This is a genomic window from Streptomyces sp. NPDC059897, assembly GCF_042730865.1.
Classification (GTDB): Bacteria; Actinomycetota; Actinomycetes; order Streptomycetales; family Streptomycetaceae; genus Streptomyces.
Genome location: NZ_JBHWKQ010000052.1, coordinates 20,875 through 41,641, shown reverse-complemented (window position 1 = coordinate 41,641; position 20,767 = coordinate 20,875). Strand labels below are relative to the sequence as shown.

Annotated in this window: 17 protein-coding genes; 12 read left to right on the top strand and 5 right to left on the bottom strand. The window is 72.0% G+C overall.

The features are described from left to right. Positions 1-249 precede the first annotated feature (249 nt). From ACFV9W_RS34975 to ACFV9W_RS34935, 9 genes are all read left to right on the top strand, one after another. Complete coding sequence (locus tag ACFV9W_RS34975) at positions 250-930, top strand: two-component system response regulator (RefSeq protein WP_385769324.1); 681 nt, start codon at positions 250-252, stop codon at positions 928-930. Positions 931-1,068: 138 nt separating this feature from the next. Further along, positions 1,069-3,828 (top strand): DNA translocase FtsK, encoded by a 2,760-nt coding sequence (locus ACFV9W_RS34970; RefSeq protein ID WP_385769322.1) that lies wholly within the window; start codon positions 1,069-1,071, stop codon positions 3,826-3,828. Positions 3,829-4,045: 217 nt separating this feature from the next. Continuing rightward, on the top strand, positions 4,046-4,897 hold the full coding sequence (locus ACFV9W_RS34965; RefSeq protein ID WP_385769320.1) for a helix-turn-helix domain-containing protein: 852 nt from the start codon (positions 4,046-4,048) through the stop codon (positions 4,895-4,897). 76 nt (positions 4,898-4,973) lie between these two features. Next, positions 4,974-6,446, top strand: a complete 1,473-nt coding sequence (rimO, locus tag ACFV9W_RS34960) for a 30S ribosomal protein S12 methylthiotransferase RimO (RefSeq protein WP_385769318.1) — start codon at positions 4,974-4,976, stop codon at positions 6,444-6,446. Continuing rightward, on the top strand, positions 6,443-7,123 hold the full coding sequence (gene pgsA, locus ACFV9W_RS34955; protein ID WP_385769316.1) for a CDP-diacylglycerol--glycerol-3-phosphate 3-phosphatidyltransferase: 681 nt from the start codon (positions 6,443-6,445) through the stop codon (positions 7,121-7,123). Before rimO ends, pgsA begins: the two co-directional genes overlap by 4 nt. Further along, the gene (locus tag ACFV9W_RS34950) at positions 7,120-7,689 is read left to right on the top strand and encodes a CinA family protein (RefSeq protein ID WP_385769314.1); all 570 of its coding nucleotides are present in this window, start codon (positions 7,120-7,122) and stop codon (positions 7,687-7,689) included. Before pgsA ends, ACFV9W_RS34950 begins: the two co-directional genes overlap by 4 nt. Before the next feature lie 109 nt (positions 7,690-7,798). Further along, positions 7,799-8,179 carry a helix-turn-helix domain-containing protein gene (locus ACFV9W_RS34945; protein WP_188336490.1) on the top strand — a complete coding sequence of 127 codons (381 nt, stop codon included), beginning with the start codon at positions 7,799-7,801 and terminating at the stop codon, positions 8,177-8,179. A 230-nt stretch (positions 8,180-8,409) separates the two neighbouring features. Then, positions 8,410-8,883, top strand: a complete 474-nt coding sequence (locus ACFV9W_RS34940; protein ID WP_385769312.1) for a Dps family protein — start codon at positions 8,410-8,412, stop codon at positions 8,881-8,883. Positions 8,884-9,014: 131 nt separating this feature from the next. Further along, entirely contained in the window at positions 9,015-9,350 is a 336-nt protein-coding gene (locus ACFV9W_RS34935) for a hypothetical protein (RefSeq protein WP_385769310.1), read from the top strand. Here the strand turns inward: ACFV9W_RS34935 and ACFV9W_RS34930 are convergent. The 3 genes from ACFV9W_RS34930 to ACFV9W_RS34920 form a co-directional block, all read right to left on the bottom strand. Next, positions 9,298-10,074: an SDR family NAD(P)-dependent oxidoreductase gene (locus tag ACFV9W_RS34930; protein WP_385769308.1), complete on the bottom strand. Its 777-nt coding sequence runs from the start codon at positions 10,072-10,074 to the stop codon at positions 9,298-9,300. The two genes, ACFV9W_RS34935 and ACFV9W_RS34930, sit on opposite strands and share 53 nt — an antisense overlap. A 123-nt stretch (positions 10,075-10,197) precedes the next feature. Then, entirely contained in the window at positions 10,198-11,004 is an 807-nt protein-coding gene (locus tag ACFV9W_RS34925) for an Fpg/Nei family DNA glycosylase (RefSeq protein ID WP_385769306.1), read from the bottom strand. 127 nt (positions 11,005-11,131) lie between these two features. Beyond that, a complete protein-coding gene (locus tag ACFV9W_RS34920; protein WP_385769304.1) occupies positions 11,132-15,964 on the bottom strand; it encodes an ATP-dependent helicase in 4,833 nt (1,610 codons plus the stop codon). Positions 15,965-16,051: 87 nt separating this feature from the next. Between ACFV9W_RS34920 and ACFV9W_RS34915 the strand changes: the two genes are divergently transcribed. Genes ACFV9W_RS34915 through ACFV9W_RS34905 form a run of 3 tightly spaced genes read left to right on the top strand, consistent with a single transcriptional unit; the run spans position 16,052 to position 18,026 of the window. Next, positions 16,052-17,020, top strand: a complete 969-nt coding sequence (locus ACFV9W_RS34915; RefSeq protein WP_385769302.1) for an AraC family ligand binding domain-containing protein — start codon at positions 16,052-16,054, stop codon at positions 17,018-17,020. Next, positions 16,963-17,721 carry an AzlC family ABC transporter permease gene (locus ACFV9W_RS34910; RefSeq protein ID WP_385769329.1) on the top strand — a complete coding sequence of 253 codons (759 nt, stop codon included), beginning with the start codon at positions 16,963-16,965 and terminating at the stop codon, positions 17,719-17,721. Before ACFV9W_RS34915 ends, ACFV9W_RS34910 begins: the two co-directional genes overlap by 58 nt. Beyond that, on the top strand, positions 17,718-18,026 hold the full coding sequence (locus ACFV9W_RS34905) for an AzlD domain-containing protein (RefSeq protein WP_385769300.1): 309 nt from the start codon (positions 17,718-17,720) through the stop codon (positions 18,024-18,026). The genes ACFV9W_RS34910 and ACFV9W_RS34905 overlap by 4 nt, the downstream gene beginning before the upstream one ends. On the opposite strand, the gene ACFV9W_RS34900 is transcribed toward ACFV9W_RS34905, so the two are convergent. Together ACFV9W_RS34900 and ACFV9W_RS34895 are read right to left on the bottom strand one after the other, a co-directional pair. After that, a complete protein-coding gene (locus ACFV9W_RS34900; protein WP_385769298.1) occupies positions 18,016-19,305 on the bottom strand; it encodes an MFS transporter in 1,290 nt (429 codons plus the stop codon). The genes ACFV9W_RS34905 and ACFV9W_RS34900 overlap by 11 nt on opposite strands. Continuing rightward, positions 19,305-20,708, bottom strand: a complete 1,404-nt coding sequence (locus ACFV9W_RS34895; protein WP_385769296.1) for an alkyl sulfatase dimerization domain-containing protein — start codon at positions 20,706-20,708, stop codon at positions 19,305-19,307. The genes ACFV9W_RS34900 and ACFV9W_RS34895 overlap by 1 nt, the downstream gene beginning before the upstream one ends. Positions 20,709-20,767 lie beyond the last annotated feature (59 nt).

The following is a 20,767-nucleotide window of genomic DNA, read 5'->3' as shown; positions in this document are numbered from 1 at the left end:
GTTGCTGACTGAGTGTGGTCGAAGCCGTGTAGAGGCGCGGGATTCGGGGAACCTTCTGGTCTCCCACCGCGTTTCTGCTACGTGCACGGTGACATCGCGGTGACAGGGTGTGGCGACAGGCGGGGTGCGGCTACCATGACCGGCACAAGGACGGACGACGCAAGGGAGTCGTCCCCTGGGGTGGCGAAAGGAGCCTCCCCGAGTCCTGCGGACAGGGGCGGCCCCATGCCGGGGCGAGGAGGGCGGGCCATGGTGCAGAAGGCCAAGATCCTCCTGGTCGATGACCGGCCGGAGAATCTGCTGGCGCTGGAGGCCATCCTCTCCGCGCTCGATCAGACACTGGTACGGGCATCGTCCGGGGAGGAAGCGCTGAAGGCGCTGCTCACGGACGATTTCGCGGTCATTCTGCTGGACGTTCAGATGCCGGGAATGGACGGTTTCGAAACCGCGGCGCACATCAAGCGTCGCGAGCGGACACGGGACATCCCGATCATCTTCCTCACCGCGATCAACCACGGACCGCATCACACGTTCCGTGGCTACGCGGCGGGGGCGGTCGATTACATCTCCAAGCCGTTCGACCCCTGGGTGCTGCGCGCCAAGGTCTCGGTGTTCGTCGAGCTGTACATGAAGAACTGCCAGCTCCGGGAGCAGGCGGCGCTGCTGCGGCTCCAGCTGGAGGGCGGCGGCAAGGCCGTCGGGGACGCCAAGGAGCCCGCGGGGCTGCTCGCCGAGCTGTCGGCGCGGCTCGCCGCGGTCGAGGAGCAGGCCGAGGCGCTGTCGAAGCAGCTGGACGACGAGTCCGCGGACGCGGCGGCGGTGGCCACGGCCGCCCACCTGGAGCGCAAACTCACGGGGCTGCGCAGGGCACTCGACGCCCTGGAGCCCGGGACGGGGAGCGGAGCTCCCTCGTTGCCCTCCCAGAACTGAGACGACCGCCCCCGGAATCGTGGGCGGCCGCTCGGGCTTTGAGCGCACGTCAGTTTTCACCCCGTCAGTTCGCGACACGATCGGGTGAAGCGGTAGGCACACGTGTCCAAGGTCGGCTCCCCCGGTAACCTCAGACCCATGGCCTCACGTCCCGCAGCCAAGAAGACGCCCGCGAAGAAGACGGCGGCGCCGACCAAGGCTCCGGCGAAGAAGGCCGCTGCCAAAAAGGCCCCCGCGAAGAAGACCGCGGCGAAGAAGGCACCCGCCAAGAAGGCCCCGGCGAAGAAGCCCGCACCCAAGCAGGCGCCCAATCCGACCGGGGGCCTCTACAAGCTCGTCCGGGCCCTCTGGCTCGGCCTCGCGCACAGTGTGGGGGCGATGTTCCGCGGCATAGGGCGTGGGGCGAAGGGGCTCGACCCGGCGCACCGCAAGGACGGGCTCGCGCTGCTGCTGCTCGGGATCGGGCTGATCTGCGCGGCCGGTACCTGGTCCAACCTGCAGGGCCCGGTCGGCGACCTCGTCGACATGCTGGTGACCGGCGCGTTCGGCCGCCTCGACCTGCTGGTGCCGATCCTGCTCGGGGCCATCGCCGTGCGCTTCATCCGGCACCCCGAGAAGCCCGAGGCCAACGGGCGGATCGTGATCGGCCTCTCCGCGCTCGTCATCGGCGTGCTCGGGCAGGTCCACATCGCGTGCGGCTCACCCGCGCGCGGGGACGGCATGCGCGCCATAAGGGACGCGGGCGGGCTCATCGGCTGGGCCGCCGCGACGCCGCTGAGCTTCACCGTGACCCAGGTGCTCGCGGTCCCGCTGCTGGTCCTGCTGACCGTCTTCGGACTGCTCGTGGTGACCGCGACGCCCGTCAACGCCATCCCGCAGCGCCTGCACCAGCTGGGCGTGAAGCTCGGCGTGGTGCACGAGGAGGCGTCCTTCGCCGACGCGGCCCCGGACGAGTACGACGACGAATGGCGCGAGGCCACCCCCGTGCGCTCGCGCAAGCGTGCCGCGGCCCCGGAGTCGTACGACCCGGACCGGGCCGAGGAGGAGGCGTTCGCCAAGCGGCGCAAGTCCCGGCGGTCGGTGCAGCCCGCGATGGAGCGGCCGATGGACGCGGTCGACGTGGCCGCGGCGGCGGCCGCCGCGCTCGACGGGGCCGTGCTGCACGGCATGCCTCCGTCGCCGCTCGTCGCGGACCTCACGCAGGGCGTCTCGGGCGAGGGCACCGGCGAGAACAGCGGTGAGGCGTCCACAGGGGACCGTTCGGCACCCGTTCCGGGGGCCAGGGCCAAGAAGACCCCGGCGGGCGTCAAGAAGGAGCCTGAGCCGACGCCCACGTCGCTCGGCGTGCCGGACCTCACCAAGTCGGCGCCCGAGTCGCGAGGGGACCTGCCGCCGCGCGCCGAGCAGCTCCAGCTGGCCGGCGACATCACGTACGCGCTGCCCTCCCTCGATCTGCTCACCCGCGGTGGCCCCGGCAAATCGCGCAGCGCCGCCAACGACGCCGTCGTCGAGTCGCTGCAGACCGTCTTCACCGAGTTCAAGGTCGACGCGGGCGTCACGGGCTTCACGCGCGGCCCCACGGTCACGCGGTACGAGATCGAGCTCGGCCCCGCGGTGAAGGTCGAGAAGATCACGGCCCTGGCGAAGAACATCGCCTACGCCGTCGCGTCCCCGGACGTCCGGATCATCTCGCCGATCCCCGGCAAGTCCGCGGTCGGCATCGAGATCCCGAACACCGACCGCGAGATGGTCAACGTGGGCGACGTGCTGCGCCTGGCGGACGCGGCGGAGGACGAGCACCCGATGCTGGTCGCGCTCGGCAAGGACGTCGAGGGCGGCTACGTCATGGCCAACATGGCGAAGATGCCGCACATCCTGGTGGCCGGTGCCACCGGTTCCGGCAAGTCCTCGTGCATCAACTGCCTGATCACCTCGATCATGATGCGGGCGACCCCCGAGGACGTCCGGATGGTCCTCGTCGACCCCAAGCGCGTGGAGCTCACCGCGTACGAGGGGATCCCGCACCTGATCACGCCGATCATCACCAACCCCAAGAAGGCCGCCGAGGCACTGCAGTGGGTCGTGCGGGAGATGGATCTGCGCTACGACGACCTCGCGGCCTTCGGCTACCGGCACATCGACGACTTCAACCAGGCCGTCAAGGACGGCAAGCTCACCACGCCCGAGGGCAGCGAGCGGGAGCTGAAGGCGTACCCGTATCTGCTGGTGATCGTCGATGAGCTCGCGGACCTGATGATGGTCGCGCCGAGGGACGTCGAGGACTCCATCGTCCGGATCACGCAGCTCGCGCGCGCGGCCGGTATCCACCTGGTGCTCGCCACGCAGCGCCCGTCGGTCGACGTCGTCACCGGCCTCATCAAGGCGAACGTGCCCTCACGGCTCGCCTTCGCCACCTCCTCGCTCGCCGACAGCCGCGTCATCCTCGACCAGCCGGGCGCCGAGAAGCTCATCGGCAAGGGCGACGGCCTGTTCCTCCCCATGGGGGCGAACAAGCCGACCCGTATGCAGGGCGCTTTCGTCATAGAAGACGAGATCCACGCGATCGTGCAGCACTGCAAGGACCAGATGGCGCCCGTCTTCAGGGACGACGTCACGGTCGGCACCAAGCAGAAGAAGGAGATCGACGAGGACATCGGCGACGACCTGGACCTGCTGTGCTCGGCCACGGAACTGGTCGTCTCCACACAGTTCGGCTCGACCTCCATGCTGCAGCGCAAGCTGCGCGTGGGCTTCGCCAAGGCCGGACGCCTCATGGATTTGATGGAGTCGAGGAACATCGTCGGACCCAGTGAAGGTTCGAAGGCTCGCGACGTTCTTGTGAAAGCCGATGAACTGGAGGGAGTGCTCGCGGTGATCCGCGGGGAGGCTCAACCGTAAGGTGATCCCCTCGAACGACGTCACCCGTACGGGCATCGGAGCAACCGTTTCCTCATCGGCTACGTCAAGTTGAGGGGGAGACAGCCGTGTACGTCGCCGGCGGGATGGCAGGCCATTCCGATGGCGTACAAAGTCCGACCGCCCGGTTGCCTCACCCATTCACACCCCCCCTACACTGAACCTCCAGCAGGTGGCTACACGCTCGAAAGGCGCCCCCGTGTCCATCGGCAACTCCCCTGAAGACGACCGCCCTTCGGAAGACCGCATCCAGCCCGCGGACGACGACCGGCCGTCGATCGGTCGTGCCCTCCAGCAGGCACGCGTCGACGCGGGTCTGTCCGTCGACGAGGTCAGCCAGTCGACCCGGGTGCGCATCCCCATCGTGCAGGCCATCGAGCAGGACGATTTCTCGCGCTGCGGCGGTGACGTGTACGCACGGGGCCACATTCGTACGCTCGCGCGTGCCGTGGGTCTCGACGCCGAGCCGCTGCTCGAGCAGTACGGCGACGAACACGGCGGACGCCCCGCGCCGACGCCGGCCACGCCGCTGTTCGAGACCGAGCGGATCCGCTCCGAGCCGCGCAGGCCCAACTGGACGGCCGCCATGGTCGCCGCGATCGTCGCGGTCGTCGCCTTCGTCGGCTACACCGCCTTCAGCGGCGGCGACAGCGACAGCAGCCAGCAGCAGGCCGCCGAGGGGTCCACCCCGGCGACCAGCAAGCCCACGACCACGAAGCCGAGCCCCAGCAAGAAGCCCACCGACCCGAAGCCCGATCCGACCGACAGCGCCATCGCCGCGGCCCCGGCGGACAAGGTCACCGTCAAGGTGAACGCGTCGGACGGGCGCAGCTGGATCTCCGCCAAGGACCACAACGGGCGGATCATGTTCGACGGGCTGCTGCAGGACGGCCAGACGAAGACCTTCCAGGACAACCAGAAGATCGACCTCGTCCTCGGTGACGCGGGCGCGATCAAGCTGTATGTGAACGGCAAGCAGATCGAGGACGAGTTCCAGTCCGGCCAGGTCGAGCGGCTGTCGTACACGAAGGGCGACCCCGAGGTCGGCTGAGGCCCGCTGCGGCCGACGATCTTGCGGTAACCCCTCGCGGCTGGGGCTGTCAGTGGGACGAAGTAGTCTTGATGTCATGCCCGAACGCCGTACCGTCGCACTTGTCACCCTTGGCTGCGCCCGTAACGAGGTGGACTCGGAGGAGCTCGCAGGCCGCTTGGAGGCGGACGGCTGGGAGCTCGTCGAGGACGCCGACGCAGCCGATGTCGCCGTCGTGAACACCTGTGGCTTCGTGGAGGCCGCGAAGAAGGACTCCGTCGACGCCCTCCTCGAAGCCAATGACCTCAAGGGTCATGGCAGAACGCAGGCGGTGGTAGCGGTCGGCTGCATGGCCGAGCGCTACGGCAAGGACCTCGCCGAGGCGCTGCCCGAGGCCGACGGCGTGCTCGGTTTCGACGACTACGAGGACATCTCCGGCCGCCTCCAGACGATCCTGGCCGGGGGCAGCGTCGAGGCGCACGCCCCGCGTGACCGCCGCAAGCTGCTGCCGATCAGCCCGGCCGAGCGCCAGGAGGCGGGCTCCGGCATCGCGCTGCCGGGACACGCCCCGGTGGAGCCCCCTGTCGACCTGCCCGAGGGCCTCGCGCCCGCGTCCGGGCCGCGTGCCCCGCTGCGGCGCCGGCTCGGGGGCACCCCTGTGGCGTCCGTGAAGCTGGCGTCCGGCTGCGACCGGCGGTGCTCGTTCTGCGCGATCCCGTCGTTCCGCGGTTCGTTCATCTCGCGCCGCCCCAGCGACGTACTGAACGAGACGCGCTGGCTCGCCGAGCAGGGCGTCAAGGAGATCATGCTGGTCTCCGAGAACAACACGTCGTACGGCAAGGACCTGGGCGACATCCGGCTCCTGGAGTCGCTCCTGCCCGAGCTGGCGGACGTCGACGGGATCGAGCGGGTGCGGGTCAGCTACCTGCAGCCCGCCGAGATGCGTCCCGGCCTGATCGACGTGCTGACGGGGACCGAGAAGATCGCCCCGTACTTCGACCTCTCCTTCCAGCACTCGGCGCCCGGCGTGCTGCGCGCGATGCGGCGCTTCGGTGACACCGACCGCTTCCTGGAGCTGCTCGACACCATTCGGACCAAGGCGCCGCAGGCAGGTGTCCGGTCGAACTTCATCGTGGGCTTCCCCGGCGAGACCGAGGCCGACTACGCGGAGCTGGAGCGCTTCCTGAACGGCGCGCGCCTGGACGCCATCGGTGTCTTCGGCTACTCCGACGAGGAGGGCACGGAAGCGGCCACGTACGAGGACAAGCTCGACGAGGACGTCGTCGCGCAGCGCCTCGCGCGGCTGTCCCGGCTCGCCGAGCAGCTGGTGTCCCAGCGCGCCGAGGAGCGCGTGGGCGAGACCGTGCAGGTGCTCGTCGAGTCCGTCGACGAGGAGGACGGTGTCCTCGGCCGCGGTGCCCACCAGGCACCCGAGACCGACGGGCAGGTGCGCCTCACGAGCGGCGCCGGTCTGACAATCGGCCGTATGGTCGAGGCAAAGGTGGTCGGTACCGAAGGTGTCGACCTCGTGGCCGAGCCGCTGGAGATCGCTGAGGAGGCGGACAGATGACCGGAGTCCCGGCGTCCGCTACGGGCGGGACCGGCAGGCCGTCGTCCGGGAGCAAGCTGGGCACTGCGGCCGTCAACCAGGCGAGCCTGTGGAACATCGCGAACATCCTCACCATGATCCGGCTCCTTCTGGTGCCGGGATTCGTGGCGCTCATGCTGGTCGACGGCGGGTACGACCCCGCCTGGCGGGCCTGGGCGTGGGCGGCTTTCGCCGTTGCCATGATCACGGACGTTTTTGACGGTCATCTGGCGCGTTCGTACAACTTGGTCACCGATTTCGGAAAGATCGCCGACCCGATCGCCGACAAAGCGATCATGGGCGCCGCGCTGATCTGTCTCTCCTCGCTCGGTGATCTTCCGTGGTGGGTGACCGGCGTCATTCTCGGGCGCGAGCTCGGGATCACGCTGCTGCGATTCATCGTCATTCGGTACGGGGTCATTCCGGCCAGCCGCGGCGGCAAGATAAAGACGCTGACGCAGGGCACGGCCGTCGGCATGTACATCCTGGCGCTGACCGGGCCGCTCGCGACGCTGCGCTGGTGGGTGATGGCGGCCGCCGTGGCGCTCACGGTGGTGACCGGCCTTGACTACGTGCGGCAGGCCGTCGTGCTGCGGCGCGCGGGCCTCGCCGAGTCCAGGGCTGCCGCGCAGGCGTCCGCGGAGGCTGCCGAGAAGTGACGTACGAGGCGGTCGAGGCGCTGCGCCTGTTGACGGAGCGGGGGGAGACCCTCGCCGTCGCGGAGTCGCTCACCGGGGGCCTGGTGGCCGCGGAGCTCGTGGCGGTGCCGGGGGCCTCGAAGGCCTTCCGCGGATCGGTCACGGCGTATGCGACGGAGCTCAAGCACCGGGTGCTCGGCGTCGACGCGGATCTGCTTGCCGGGCACGGGCCGGTGCACCCCGAGGTCGCGCTGGCCATGGCGGCGGGCGTGCGGGACGCGCTGGGCGCGGACTGGGGCGTCGCCACGACCGGTGTGGCGGGGCCCGAGCCGCAGGACGGGCAGCCGGTCGGCACCGTCTATGTGGCGGTGGCGGGGCCCGGAACTGATCATTCCCAGGGTGCGGCCGATTTCGCTGGTAGCCACAAAGTGGCCGCTCTGCGATTGAACGGCGATCGGACGGAAATCCGTATGGAGAGTGTACGGAGCGTGCTCGGACTGCTCGTCGAAGAGCTGGTCGGAGTACATTCCGGCGAACGTACTGGGAAAGCGCGGGCACAGGGTACGGAACAGAACGGGGGGTTTTGATGTTTGCAGCCCTGAGTGAACACGACATCGCTCCCCGCACGGCCGCGGCACGAGGCGGTACGGTGGGGCGTGAAGGATGCGGCTACGCGGTCCGAGGAGGGAGCCACCGATGATTCTGCTCCGTCGCCTGCTGGGTGACGTGCTGCGTCGGCAGCGCCAGCGCCAGGGCCGTACTCTGCGCGAAGTCTCCTCGTCCGCCCGAGTTTCGCTCGGCTATCTCTCCGAGGTGGAGCGGGGGCAGAAGGAGGCTTCCTCCGAGCTGCTCTCCGCGATCTGCGACGCGCTTGACGTACGGATGTCCGAGCTGATGCGCGAGGTGAGCGATGAGCTCGCCCTCGCCGAGCTGGCCGAGTCGGCAGCAGCGGTCCCGTCGGAGCCGGTGCCCGCACCGGTTCGTCCGATGCTCAATTCCGTCTCCGTGGCCGGCGTCCCGCCGGAACGCGTGACGATCAAGGCACCTGCGGAGGCTGTGGACGTCGTAGCGGCGTAGCGACGTGTCGTAGCGACGTAGCGCCTGCGCTCAGTGCTCTGAGCCGGCTTGAATCTGGGGAAAGCCCCGGCCGAGAGGGATCGGTCGGGGCTTTCTGCTGTGCGCTTCGGGGTGTGTCGGTTTGTCGGTGGGGGTGTGGGGCGGTGGGGGGCGGTGAGGGACGTGCTCGATGTGTCCGTAATAGGTCACCTGTGCCATTGTTGAGGGTGATTTCGATACGGAGGTGACGTATGTACGTCGTGAAGAGTCCGCTGCCCGATGCCGACCTGAAAACCGTGGGCGAGGCGCTGCAGGGTGCCCTCGTCGACCTGGTGGACCTGTCCCTCGTGGCGAAGCAGGTGCACTGGAACGTGGTCGGTCCGCGGTTCCGGTCGGTGCACCTTCAGCTCGACGAGGTCGTGGACACCGCCCGGCAGCACTCCGACACGGTGGCCGAGCGGGCCTCGACGCTGGGTGTGCCGCCGGACGGCCGTGCGAAGACGGTGGCGGACACCAGTGGCGTCGGAGTGGCCCCCGACGGCTGGGTGAAGGACACGGACGCGGTGGGGACGCTCGTGGACGCGCTCGGCGCGGTGATCGCGCGGATGCGCGCACGGGTGGACGCGACAGGCGAGGCGGATCCTGTCAGCCAGGACATCTTCATCGGGATCACGGCCGACCTGGAGAAGCATCACTGGATGTTCCAGGCGGAGAACCGGGGCTGAGGGTCGGGGTAGGAGGCCGGGGCTGAGGGCCGCTCGAGGGTCCGTCCCGGCGCCCCGGGGCAGATTGACTGTGGTTGATGTGGTCGATGTGGTCGTGGTCCCGGAGGTCGGCGGGCGGAGGTGAGCGGTCGGTGGCATGGGCTGGGTGGCGGGCGCTCCGGTGGGCGCCGGCTGTCGTGTGCGGGGTGCTGTGGTGGTGGGGCGTCCTGCGGCTCACCTTCGCGCCGGGCGCCGGGGCGTTCGAAGGGGCGCTCGTCGCCGGGGGCTGGGGGCTGAGCCTGCTGCCCGTGCACGCGCTGCCGAAGTCCCGCGCGGCCGGCGTGGCGGGGGCGCCCGGACGGCACGGCGCGCGGCGCGTGCGGACGCGGGCCGTGCGCGCCGGGCGTGAGGTCGCGGGCGGGGTGCGGCGCGAGGTCACCAGGGCATGGCGACGCCTCCGTTCGGGCGGAGGATCTGGCCCGTCGTAAATGACGCGGCGTCCGAGGCGAGGTGCAGCACCGCGTGCGCGATGTCCTCCGCCTCGCCGACCCGGCCGAGCGGTGACATGCGCACCATCAGAGCCTCGGTGTGGGCCTGCGCGCTCTCGTCGTGGCGGGTCGTCATCGGCGTACGGATCCAGCCCGGCGCCACCGCGTTGACACGGATGCCGTGCGAGCCGACCTCCGTGGCGAGCGTCTTCGTGAGCTGGACGACGGCGGCCTTCGCCGCGCCGTAGCAGAGCAGCCCGGGGCCGCCGGTGTCGACCGCGCCGGAGGCCATGGTGACGATGCTGCCGCGAGTGCCGGCCGCGATCATGGTGCGGGCCGCCTCCTGGCACGCGTACAGCACGCCCTTGAAGTTGATGGCGAGGACCCGGTCCAGGTCCTCTTCGCGGGTCTCCAGGACCGTGCTGTTGTGCATGACTCCGGCGATGGCGGCCATGATGTCGAGGCCGCCGGAGGTGGTCGTCGCCGTCGCGACGGCCTCCGCGACCTGCGTGCGGTCGGACACGTCGACGGTGTGGGTGTGGGCCGTGCCGCCGCTCTCCTTGATGAGGGCCGCCGTCTCGTGCAGGCCCCGCGCGTCGCGGTCGGCGCAGTGGACGGTGGCTCCCGCCTGCGCGAGGAGCGTCGCCGACGCGCGGCCGATGCCGCTCGCCGCGCCGGTGACGAAGGCGGTGCGTCCGGTGAGGTCGTACGCGGTGACGGGCATGGTGGGACCGTACGAGATTTTCTGACGGAGCGTCAATTGTCGTGCGGGGGTTGTGTTTGGTGTCTGGTGCTGGTGCCGGTGGCTGGTGGCTGGTGGCTGGTGGCGGCGTGGGGGTGGGTTCGGTTATGGCGTGGGGGCCGGGCCCTGTTGGCAGTGCGGGCACCAGTACGTGGGGCGTTCGCGGGAGCCGTCGCCCTGGTCGGCCGTCCGGATGGGGGTGCGGCAGCGCAGGCAGGGGCGGTGGGAGCGGCCGTAGACGTAGAGGCGTTCGTCGGGGCGGGGGCGGCCTGTGGTGACGCGGGCCGGGCGGTCGCGGTTGGCCTCGAGCAGCTTCTTGGCGAGGAGCGGGAGGCGGTCGGCGGTCTCGGCGGGCAGCTCGCCGATCGGGAGCCACGGGGTGACGCGCAGCAGGAAGCAGAGCTCGGACTTGTAGATGTTTCCGATGCCCGCGAGGTTGCGCTGGTCGAGGAGGGCCTCGCCGAGCGGACGGGCGGGGTCGCCGAGGAGGTTGCGCAGTGCGCGGTCCGGGTCCCAGTCCGGGCCGAGGAGGTCCGGGCCCAGGTGGCCGACGGCCTTGGATTCGTCGGTGGTGCGCAGGAGTTCCAGGACGGGGAGGCGATAGCCGACCGCGGTGCGGGTCTCGTTCGCCAGGATCGCGCGGATCTGGTGGGACGGGCCGCCGCGCCAGCGCTCGCCCGGCGCGTAGACCTTCCACGAGCCGTCCATCCGCAGGTGCGAGTGCAGGGTGAGGCCGCCCTCGATCCGGGTCAGCAGATGCTTGCCGCGCGGGGCGACGTCCAGGACCGTGCGCCCGGTGAGGTCCGCTGTGGCGAACCGGGGGACACGCAGGTCGGAGCGGGTCAGCACCTGGCCGGCGAGGGCGCTGTCCAGCCGCTTCGCCGCCTGCGCGACCGTGTCTCCTTCGGGCATGGGGTCCAGAGTAGGTCGGAGTGCGGGGGCGCGCCGCGGGGTGCGGCGCAGGCCGGTGCCTTCGGGAGGCCTCGTGCCTTCGGGAGGCGCGGAGAAGTGAGGCCGCGGTGGGGTGGGGCGGGCGGCCTCACGCGCGCAGGCGCAGGCCGCGCGGCGTCGCGTGGAATCCGGCTCCTTCCAGGAGAGGGGCGTACGGGGAGCTGAGCGCGGGCTCCGCGTTGACCCGCTCGACCGTGATGGTGCCGAGGGCGCCGGAGCGGGCCGCCTCGGCGAGCGCCTGCGCGGCGGCGGGCACGCGGGGGTCCTCCGTGAGCTGGGCGGGGGTGAGGGCGGGGCTCGCGGTGCGCGCGGCGGTCGTGGTGTCGGCGGGGTCGGAGGCCGGGGCGGCGTGGGCCGGGTCGGAAGCGGACCAGGCCAGGAGGGTCTTGCCGCCGCGCTCCATGTAGAGCGTCAGCTCGCCGTCGACCAGGACCACCAGGGAGCCGGCCTTGCGGCCCGGCTTGTGTCCGGGCTTCTGGCCCGCGCCGGTGGGGGGATCGGGCCAGGGCAGAGCGGCCCCGTACGCGTTGGCCGGGTCGGCCGCCGCCAGGACGAGGGCGCGGGGCGCGGTGGTCCTGCCCTTGCCGGTGGGGGCGTCGGCCGGGGCGTACGGGTCCGGGGGCGGGGCGCCGCGCTCCTGTGCGTTCGCCGCAGCGCGCAGGCGGTCCACGGCGCCGTCCATCGCGAACTGGGCCGCGCCGAGCCCCTCCACCACGTAGCCACGCCGTGCCTGTCCGCTCTCCTCGAAGACGGACAGGACCCGGTACGTCGCCGAGAACCCGCCCTCGACGCCTTCGGCGGCCACCGCTCCCCGGGTGACCACTCCGTGCCGGTCGAGGAGTGTGCGGGCCAGGGTGTGGGCGCGCACGGTCGGATCGGGTTCCAGGCCGGGCAGCAGCGACCAGCGCCCCGCGACCGTCGGCGGACCGGTGCGTGACGTGGGCCGGGCGCCGGCGGTGAGGCCTCCGTATCGGCCGCGCGGCACGGCTCTGCGGGCCCGGTGCGCGGTGGAGCCCGCGGTGCGGCCGGAGCCGAGGACGGCGCGCATCGGGGCCAGCGTGTCGTTCGTGAGACGGCCCGACCAGGCCAGCTCCCAGAGCGCGTCGGCCAGTTGGGGGTCGGTGAACTCGAAGGGCGCGCCTCCCTGGCCCTCAAGGCCTTGAGCGAGAGGGGTGGCGCGGACCCGGTCGGCGATCTGGCGGAAGAACAGGCCGTAGCCGCCGGAGAGCGCGTCCAGGACAGCCTGGTGGAGCGGCGTGAGCTCCAAGGGGTGCGGGGGCGGGAGAAGCAGCGGGGCCGTGTCGGCAAGGTAGAGGCTGACCCAGCCGTCCTTGCCGGGCAGCGAGCCCGTGCCGGCCCACAAGACCTCGCCGGACGCCGTGAGTTCGTCGAGCAGTGCGGGCGCGTAGCCGGAGACCCGTGAGGGCAGGACCAGCTTCTCCAGGGCGGAGGCGGGCACCGAGGCCCCCTGGAGCTGTTCGACCGCCCGGACCAGGCCGTCGACCCCGCGCAGGCCGTGCCCTCCCACGTGCTGCCACTGGGGCAGGAACTGGGCGAGCGCCGCGGGCGGCACCGGCTCCAGCTCATGGCGCAGCGCGGCCAGTGAGCGGCGGCGCAGCCTGCGCAGGACCGTGGCATCGCACCACTCCTGGCCGATGCCCGCCGGGTGGAACTCGCCCTGGACGACCCGGCCCTGGGCGGCCAGCCGCTGGAGCGCGCCCTCCGTGACCGCGGCGCCGAGGCCGAAGCGGGCCGCCGCCTGCGTGGAGGTGAACGGGCCGTGCGTTCGGGCGTAGCGGGCCAGGAGGTCGCCGAGCGGGTCCTTGACCGGCTCGGTGAAGGCTTCGGGAACGCCGACCGGCAGTGCCGTGCCGAGGGCGTCGCGCAGGCGGCCCGCGTCCTCGATCGCCGCCCAGTGCTCGGTGCCCGCGATCCGCACACGGATGGCGCGCCGGGTGCCCGACAGGCTCTCGGCCCAGCCGGGCTCGGCGCCGCGCTCGGCCAACTCCTCGCCCGTGAGCGGCCCGAGGAGGCGCAGCAGGTCCGCGACGCCCTCCTCGTCCTTGACGCGACGGTCCTCCGTGCGCCACTGGAGCTCCTGCTCCAGGTCGGCGAGGACCTCCGCGTCGAGCAGCTCGCGCAGCTCGGCCTGGCCGAGGAGCTCGGCGAGCAGCCGGGAGTCCAGGGACAGCGCTGCCGCGCGGCGCTCGGCCAGCGGGGAGTCGCCCTCGTACAGGAACTGCGCCACGTAGCCGAACAGCAGCGAACGGGCGAAGGGGGAGGCCTCCGGGGTGGTGACCTCGACGAGGCGGACCTTGCGGGACTCGATGTCGCCCATCAGCTCGGCGAGGCCCGGTACGTCGAAGACGTCCTGGAGGCACTCGCGGATCGCTTCCAGGACGATGGGGAACGAGCCGAACTCGCTCGCCACCTGGAGCAACTGGGAGGCGCGCTGGCGCTGCTGCCACAGCGGGGTGCGCTTGCCGGGGTTGCGGCGGGGCAGCAGCAGCGCGCGGGCGGCGCACTCGCGAAAACGCGAGGCGAACAGGGCGGAGCCGCCCACCTGGTCGGTGACGATCTGGTCCACGTCACCCTTGTCGAAGGCGACGTCGGCCGCACCGATGGGGGCCTGCTCGTCGTCGTACTCCATGCCCGGCTTGGAAGGTTCCTGGTCGAGGAGGTCCAGGCCCATCAGGTCGGCGTCCGGGAGGCGCAGCACGATGCCGTCGTCGGCGTGCATCACCTGGGCGTCCATGCCGTACTTCTCGCTGAGCCGGGCGCCGAGGGCGAGCGCCCACGGAGCGTGCACCTGGGCGCCGAACGGTGAGTGGACCACGACCCGCCAGTCGCCCAGCTCGTCCCGGAACCGCTCGACCACGATCGTGCGGTCGTCGGGGATGTGGCCGCAGGCCTCGCGCTGCTCCGCGAGGTACGACAGGACGTTGTTCGCCGCCCACTCGTCGAGCCCCGCCGCGGTGAGACGCACGCGCGCGTCGTCGGGCTTCTGGGAGCCGACCTCCCGGAGGAACGCGCCCAGAGCGCGCCCCAGTTCGAGCGGGCGGCCCAGCTGGTCGCCCTTCCAGAAGGGCAGGCGGCCGGGGACTCCCGGGGCGGGCGAGACGAGGACGCGGTCGCGCGTGATGTCCTCGATGCGCCAGGAGCTGGTGCCGAGCGTGAAGACGTCCCCGACCCGCGACTCGTAGACCATCTCCTCGTCGAGCTCGCCGACCCGGCCGCCGCCCTTTTTGGGGTCGGCTCCCGCGAGGAAGACCCCGAAGAGACCGCGGTCGGGGATCGTGCCTCCGGAGGTGACGGCGAGGCGCTGTGCTCCGGGGCGGCCCGTGACCGTGCCGGCCACGCGGTCCCAGACGACGCGGGGGCGCAGCTCGGCGAAGGCGTCGGAGGGGTAGCGGCCCGCCAGCATGTCGAGCACGCCCGTGAACGCCGACTCCGGCAGCGAGGCGAACGGGGCGGCGCGGCGGACCAGCGCCAGCAGGTCGTCGACCTGCCAGGTGTCCAGGGCGGTCATCGCGACCAGCTGCTGAGCGAGCACGTCCAGCGGGTTCGCCGGAAGGCGCAGGGACTCGATGGCACCGGACCGCATCCGCTCCGTCACCACCGCCGACTGCACCAGGTCGCCGCGGTACTTCGGGAAGACGACCCCGGTGGAAACCGCGCCCACCTGGTGGCCCGCACGGCCCACGCGCTGCAGCCCGGACGCGACGGACGGGGGCGACTCCACCTGCACGACGAGGTCGACGGCGCCCATGTCGATGCCCAGCTCCAGGCTCGACGTGGCGACCACGGCGGGCAGCCGGCCCGCCTTCAGGTCCTCCTCGACGAGCGCGCGCTGCTCCTTGGAGACCGAGCCGTGGTGGGCGCGCGCGATGACCGGGGGCGCGCCCTTCGCGGCGCCCGACTCCGCCATCAGCTCCGCCGGGGAGTGGTCCTCGGGAAGAGGTTCGCCGGTGGCACGCTCGTAGGAGATCTCGTTCAGCCGGTTGCACAGGCGCTCGGCCAGGCGGCGGGAGTTGGCGAACACGATCGTCGAGCGGTGGGCCTCGATCAGGTCCGTGATCCGCTCCTCCACGGAGGGCCAGATCGAGGGGCGCTCGGCCCCCTGGTCGGCATCGGCCACCGGGGAGCCGCCGAGCTCGCCCAGATCCTCCACAGGGACGACCACCGACAGGTCGAACTCCTTGCCGGACGGCGGCTGGACGACCTCCACCCGGCGCTGCGGCGAGAGATAGCGCGCCACCTCGTCCACCGGCCGGACCGTCGCGGACAGGCCGATGCGGCGGGCCGGGCGGGGCAGCAGCTCGTCCAGCCGCTCCAGGGAGAGGGCCAGGTGGGCGCCGCGCTTGGTGCCCGCCACCGCGTGCACCTCGTCCAGGATCACCGTGTCGATGCCCGCCAGCGCGTCGCGCGTGGCCGACGTCAGCATCAGGAACAACGACTCGGGCGTGGTGATGAGGATGTCCGGCGGTCGCGTGGCCAGCGCGCGCCGCTCGGCGGGCGGGGTGTCGCCGGAGCGGATGCCGACCTTCACCTCGGGCTCGGGCAGGCCGAGGCGGACGGCCTCCTGGCGGATGCCGGTGAGCGGGCTGCGCAGATTGCGCTCCACGTCCACCGCGAGGGCCTTCAGCGGCGACACGTACAGGACCCGGCAGCGCTTCTTCGGGTCGGCAGGAGGGGGTGACGACGCGAGCTGGTCGAGCGCGGCGAGGAACGCGGCGAGCGTCTTGCCCGAGCCGGTGGGCGCGACGACCAGCACGTCGGAACCCTCGCCGATCGCCTTCCACGCACCGGCCTGCGCGGCCGTGGGCGCGGAGAAGGCCCCCGTGAACCAACCGCGGGTCGCGGGGGAGAAGCCACTGAGGGCCTGCGAGGCGCTGTGGGCCCCTTGCCTGGACCTGACCATGCCCCCATCCTGCACCCCGCCACTGACAATGGCGGTGACCTGCGGAAACGGGTGGTTCGTCGCGAGGGCCTGACGCAGAATGGGGCCATGGCACGGACAGCGGGGAAGCCGGCGGGAAAGGGCGAGTGGGCGCGGCACTGGCGCTATGAGCGGCTGCCGGGACTCGACCTGCTGCGGGCCCGCTACGTCCGGCACACCTTCCCGCGCCACAGCCACGACGGCTTCGTGATCGGCGCGGTCACGCGGGGGATCGAGGCCATCGGCCTGCCCGACGGGACCTTGCACGCGGGCCCCGGGAGCGTCGTCATGCTCAATCCGGAAGTGGCGCACACGGCGCGGGCGGGCGGCCCCGACGGCTGGGCGTACGCCACGCTCTACCCCTCAGCCGAGGTCATCACCGAGATCGCCGCCGAGACCGGTACCGGGCGCGGCACCGCCGTCTTCGGCGAGCAGATCGTCACCGACCCGCAGGCCTCGCAGATGATCAACGAGGTGCACAGGGCGGCGGAGCAGGGCAACGCGCTGGCGGCCGACAGCCTCCTCAGGGTCGTGCTCGCCCGCCTGCTGCGTGCCCACGGAACCTCGCACGCGGCACGACCCCGGCGGTCAGCGGGGGCCACGGCCGCGGACCGCGCACGCGCAATCCTCGAAGAGCGGCTGGCGGACCCGCCGTCCCTGGAAGCCCTCGCGGACGAGCTCGGCACCAGCCCCTTCGCGCTGCTTCGCGCCTTCCGCGACGCGTACGGGATGCCGCCGCACACCTGGCTCACCAACGCGCGCGTACGCGTGGCACGGCGGCTCCTGGAGGCGGGGACAGCGCCCGCAGACACCGCCGTGGCCCTCGGCTTCACCGACCAGCCGCACCTGAACCGGCACTTCACCCGGATCGTCGGGGTGCCGCCGGGCGCGTACCAGCGCGAGCGCAAGAACGTACAAGAACAGGATGCGGCCCTCCTCGTACCGTGCGGGGCGTGGCAGACAAGACGACATCCACAGACATACGCCGAGCAGAAGCCGATCCTCCCGAGCCCGGGTCCGAGCAGGCGGGCGCGGTAGGCAAGCCTGACGCCGCCGTCGTGCGTGACGCGCTCGGCGTCGGCGTCGCGGTGGGGCTTTCCGGATTCGCCTTCGGAGTGACCTCGGCGGGCAGCGGTCTCAGCGTGCTCCAGACCTGCGCGCTCAGCCTCCTGGTCTTCACGGGGGCGTCGCAGTTCGCGCTCGTCGGGGCACTCGCGGCCGGCGGCAATCCGCTCACCGCCGCCGCGGGAGCGTTCTTCCTGGGCGTGCGCAACGCGTTCTACGGGCTGCGCCTGTCCCAGTTGCTCGCTCTCCCGCGCGTGGTGCGGCCGTTCGCCGCGCACTGGGTCATCGACGAGACGTCGGCCGTCGCGCTGGCGCAGCCGACGCGGCGCAGCGTGCGGCTCGGTTTCACCGTCACCGGGCTGACCCTGTACGTGCTGTGGAACCTCACCACGCTGCTCGGCGCCCTGGGCGCCTCGGCCATCGGCGACACCGACGCGTGGGGGCTCGACGCGGCCGGGCCCGCGGTGTTCCTGGCGCTGCTCGCGCCGATGCTGAAGTCCACCATGGAGCGGGCCGTCGCCGGCCTCGCCGTGGTCCTGATGCTCGGCCTGCTTCCCGTGCTGCCGGCCGGGGTGCCGGTGCTCGTGGCCGCCCTCGCGGCCCCCGCCGCGCTCTACGTTGAGGGGCGCCGCCGCGCCGCGGCCTCCAACGCACCACAAGGAGAAGACCGTTGAACGTCTGGATCGCCATCGCGGTCACCGCGGTCGGCTGTTACGCAGTGAAACTGATCGGCCTGCTGGTGCCTGCGGGAGCCCTGGAACGGCCCGTGGTGAAGCGTCTTTCGGCGCTGCTGCCGGTCGCTCTGCTGGCCGCCCTCACGGCCCAGCAGACCTTCGCGGACGGGCGTGTTCTGGTCCTCGACGAGAGGTCGGCCGGGGTCGCCGCGGCCGCCGTCGCTCTCGTGCTGAGGGCGCCGTTCCTGGTGGTGATCGCCGCCGCCGTGGTGGTTACGGCGGGTCTGCGGGCGCTTACGGGGTGACCTGGTGCGCGGGGAGGGCGGCCGGGGTCTCCGGGACGCCGAGCTGCCCCGCCGTGCGCTCGGGGCGGCAGAACACGGCCGCGAGGATGCCGCCCGCCACCAGCAGGCCGGCGGTCAGCAGCCAGCCGTGCTCATAGCCGGCCGACACGGTGGCGGCGCCGTCCACCAAGCGCCCCAGGACGAGCGGCGAGACGATGCCGCCGAGGGCGTACACGCATGTCAATACGCCCAGGACCGTGCCCCGTTGGATCGGGGGTGCGATGCGGGAGCAGGCCGTGGCCGCGACCGTGAGCATCACCATGGCGAGCGCCATCGGCCCCAGCATCATCGGTACCTTCACGGCCTGTGAGTCGGAGAGGCCGAACAGTGCGGTCGCGCAGCCCGAGAGCGCGACAAGGAGGCCCGCGCCCGCGCCCACCGGGAGGCGGGGCGGCGTGCCCTTCAGAGCCGAGCGTCTCGCCAGCAGGCCGTGCGCCAGGAGGATGACTCCGTGAGCGACGGCGCCCGCGCCGACCATGGTGCTCGCCTGGTGCAGGTCCCAGCCCATGACCGTCTCCATGTAGTCCGGAGCCCAGGTCAGCGTCGCGCTCATCGACCAGTACGCGGCGAACGACCCGAAGGCAGCCGTCAGGAACGTGGGCGACAACAGGACGCGGCGCAGCGGCACCGTGAGGCTGTCCTGAGGCGCCCCTCCCGCCTCTTCGCCGACGCTCGGGGCCAGCGGGCCCTCCTTGCCCCACAGGAGCCACAGCGCCGCCCAGACGAGGCCGACAAGACCCACGGCGCCGAACGACCAGCGCCAGCCCCAGTGGGTGATCACCCAGCTCAGCGCGGGCGCCGCGACCGCGACCCCGGCAGCGGCGCCGACGAGCAGCAGCGCGGTCGGCAGCGCACGCTCGCGCTGCGGGAACCAGCCGTGCACGTGATGCATCGCGACCGGGGCCGCCGGCCCCTCGGCGGCGCCCAGAAGGACGCGCGTGGCCACCAGCGTGCCGAAGCCGGCCGCGCCCCACAGCATCGGCAGCTGCGCCGCCGACCACAGCAGGGCGAGCACCAGGAGCAACGGCGTCGTGCGTACCCGCTTCGTGAGCGCCGAGACGCCGAGGGCCGCGACCGAGAACAGCGCGAAGAACGCCGACTGCGCAGTGCCGAACTCCTGGCGGCTGATGCCGAAGTCCACCCGGATCTCGGGGCCCGCGAGCCCCAGGACCGCCTTGTCCGCGAAGTTCACGACCATGAAGGCGAGCAGCAGGCATGTGGTGCGCCATGCGCCGCGCATCAGCAGCAGCCGTCCTCGTCGTCGACCACGCCGACGCTGATCGAGCCCCCGGCCCGCTTGCGGCCCTCCGGAGAGCGCGTCAACTCCGTGGCCACGTCGGTCCCCTCGGCCACCGCGGCGGACTCGGCGGCCGCCCAGGAGAAGACCCCGCGCGCCATGGTCGAGGTCTCCTTGCCCGCCCGCTGCGCGTACACCTCGGCACGCGTGCGTGCCACTTCGGGATCCGTGGGAGCCGCCAGCGCCGCCGTCTCCGCCAGATGCGAGGCGAGCCGGGTGTCGCCCGCGGCGAGCAACTCCCGTGCCCGCCCGGCCAGCGCCGCGGCGCCGCCCGCCGCGCGCGCGTACTCGGCCGCGACGGCCGCCTCCGGGGCGGGCTTGAGGTGGGCCGGGTTCTGGTCGTACCAGCCGCCCCACAGCCGCCACAGGTTCCGCACGACGAACTCCGGCTCGTCGTAGGCGGGGTGGAGGTACGGGCGGGAGAGGAGCTCCTCGGGGACCTTCACCTCGTGGATGACCGTGTCGAGCCGGTGCCCCGCGTTCATCAGCTCCCGCGTCTGCTCGCAGAGCGACTCCAGGAAGCGTGCGGTGTCGTCCAGGGCGCGGTTCACGCGTTCGGCGCCCATGATGGGCACGCCGTGCCCCGGCAGCAGCACCTCCGCGCCGAGCTCCTGCATGGAACGCAGGGCCCGCGCCCACTCCTCGGGGTAGCGCTGCACCTTCTGCGGGTTGCCCGCGTTCGGCGTGTTCCAGATGAACAGGTCACCCGTGCACAGCGCCTTGAGCTCCGGCACCCATACGTAGGTGTGGTCGTCGGTCTCCCCGCGCGCGTGGACGAGTTCGAAGGTCAGCTCGCCGCGGCGGAACGTCAGGCTGTCCCGGTAGACGGTGTCCGGGTAGCGGTACGTGGTGGGCCACTCCAGGGAGGGCACGCCGAACTGCCGCCTGTTGATCCACGAGTTGTATCCGGCGGTCTGGATGTAGCGGTCGAAGCGGGCGGTCACGGCCTCGTGCGCCACCACCTCGGGGCGTGCGGTACCGGTGCTCTCCGCCTCCTTGTCGAAGGGGAACACCCCGAAGACGTGATCCACGTGCCCGTGTGTGTAGACCACGGAGCGCACCGGGCCCGCCCCGAACCCCTTGACCGCCGTGTGCAGTCGCGTCGCCGTACGGAAGTCGCCCGAATCGACGAGCACCGCGCCATCACCGGTGTCGAACACGGTCACGTTGGCGAAGGCGGGGAAGAAGCCCACCCGCGGGCTCAGCCGCACCAGCTCGTCACCCGTGAAGGCGCCTGAGAGGTGCGGGAGCAGCGTCTCCGACCCCTCCCAGACCCGGTCCGCGTAGGCGGCGTAGTCCACCGGCTTCCGCGCGGCCGTCTGCGGTGCGGTGTTGTGCTCGGTCATGGGTGCGGCTCCTCCGGGTGGGGTTCGTTCTCGGGCCGACTCCGAGTCAAGGCGCCCGG

Coding starts and splice junctions, on each gene's coding strand:
- ACFV9W_RS34975 (WP_385769324.1), top strand. CDS start 250: ATGGTGCAGAAGGCCAAGATCCTCCTGGTCGATGACCGGCCGGAGAAT.
- ACFV9W_RS34970 (WP_385769322.1), top strand. CDS start 1,069: ATGGCCTCACGTCCCGCAGCCAAGAAGACGCCCGCGAAGAAGACGGCG.
- rimO (WP_385769318.1), top strand. CDS start 4,974: ATGCCCGAACGCCGTACCGTCGCACTTGTCACCCTTGGCTGCGCCCGT.
- pgsA (WP_385769316.1), top strand. CDS start 6,443: ATGACCGGAGTCCCGGCGTCCGCTACGGGCGGGACCGGCAGGCCGTCG.
- ACFV9W_RS34945 (WP_188336490.1), top strand. CDS start 7,799: ATGATTCTGCTCCGTCGCCTGCTGGGTGACGTGCTGCGTCGGCAGCGC.
- ACFV9W_RS34940 (WP_385769312.1), top strand. CDS start 8,410: ATGTACGTCGTGAAGAGTCCGCTGCCCGATGCCGACCTGAAAACCGTG.
- ACFV9W_RS34930 (WP_385769308.1), bottom strand. CDS start 10,074: ATGCCCGTCACCGCGTACGACCTCACCGGACGCACCGCCTTCGTCACC.
- ACFV9W_RS34925 (WP_385769306.1), bottom strand. CDS start 11,004: ATGCCCGAAGGAGACACGGTCGCGCAGGCGGCGAAGCGGCTGGACAGC.
- ACFV9W_RS34920 (WP_385769304.1), bottom strand. CDS start 15,964: ATGGTCAGGTCCAGGCAAGGGGCCCACAGCGCCTCGCAGGCCCTCAGT.
- ACFV9W_RS34915 (WP_385769302.1), top strand. CDS start 16,052: ATGGCACGGACAGCGGGGAAGCCGGCGGGAAAGGGCGAGTGGGCGCGG.
- ACFV9W_RS34900 (WP_385769298.1), bottom strand. CDS start 19,305: ATGCGCGGCGCATGGCGCACCACATGCCTGCTGCTCGCCTTCATGGTC.
- ACFV9W_RS34895 (WP_385769296.1), bottom strand. CDS start 20,708: ATGACCGAGCACAACACCGCACCGCAGACGGCCGCGCGGAAGCCGGTG.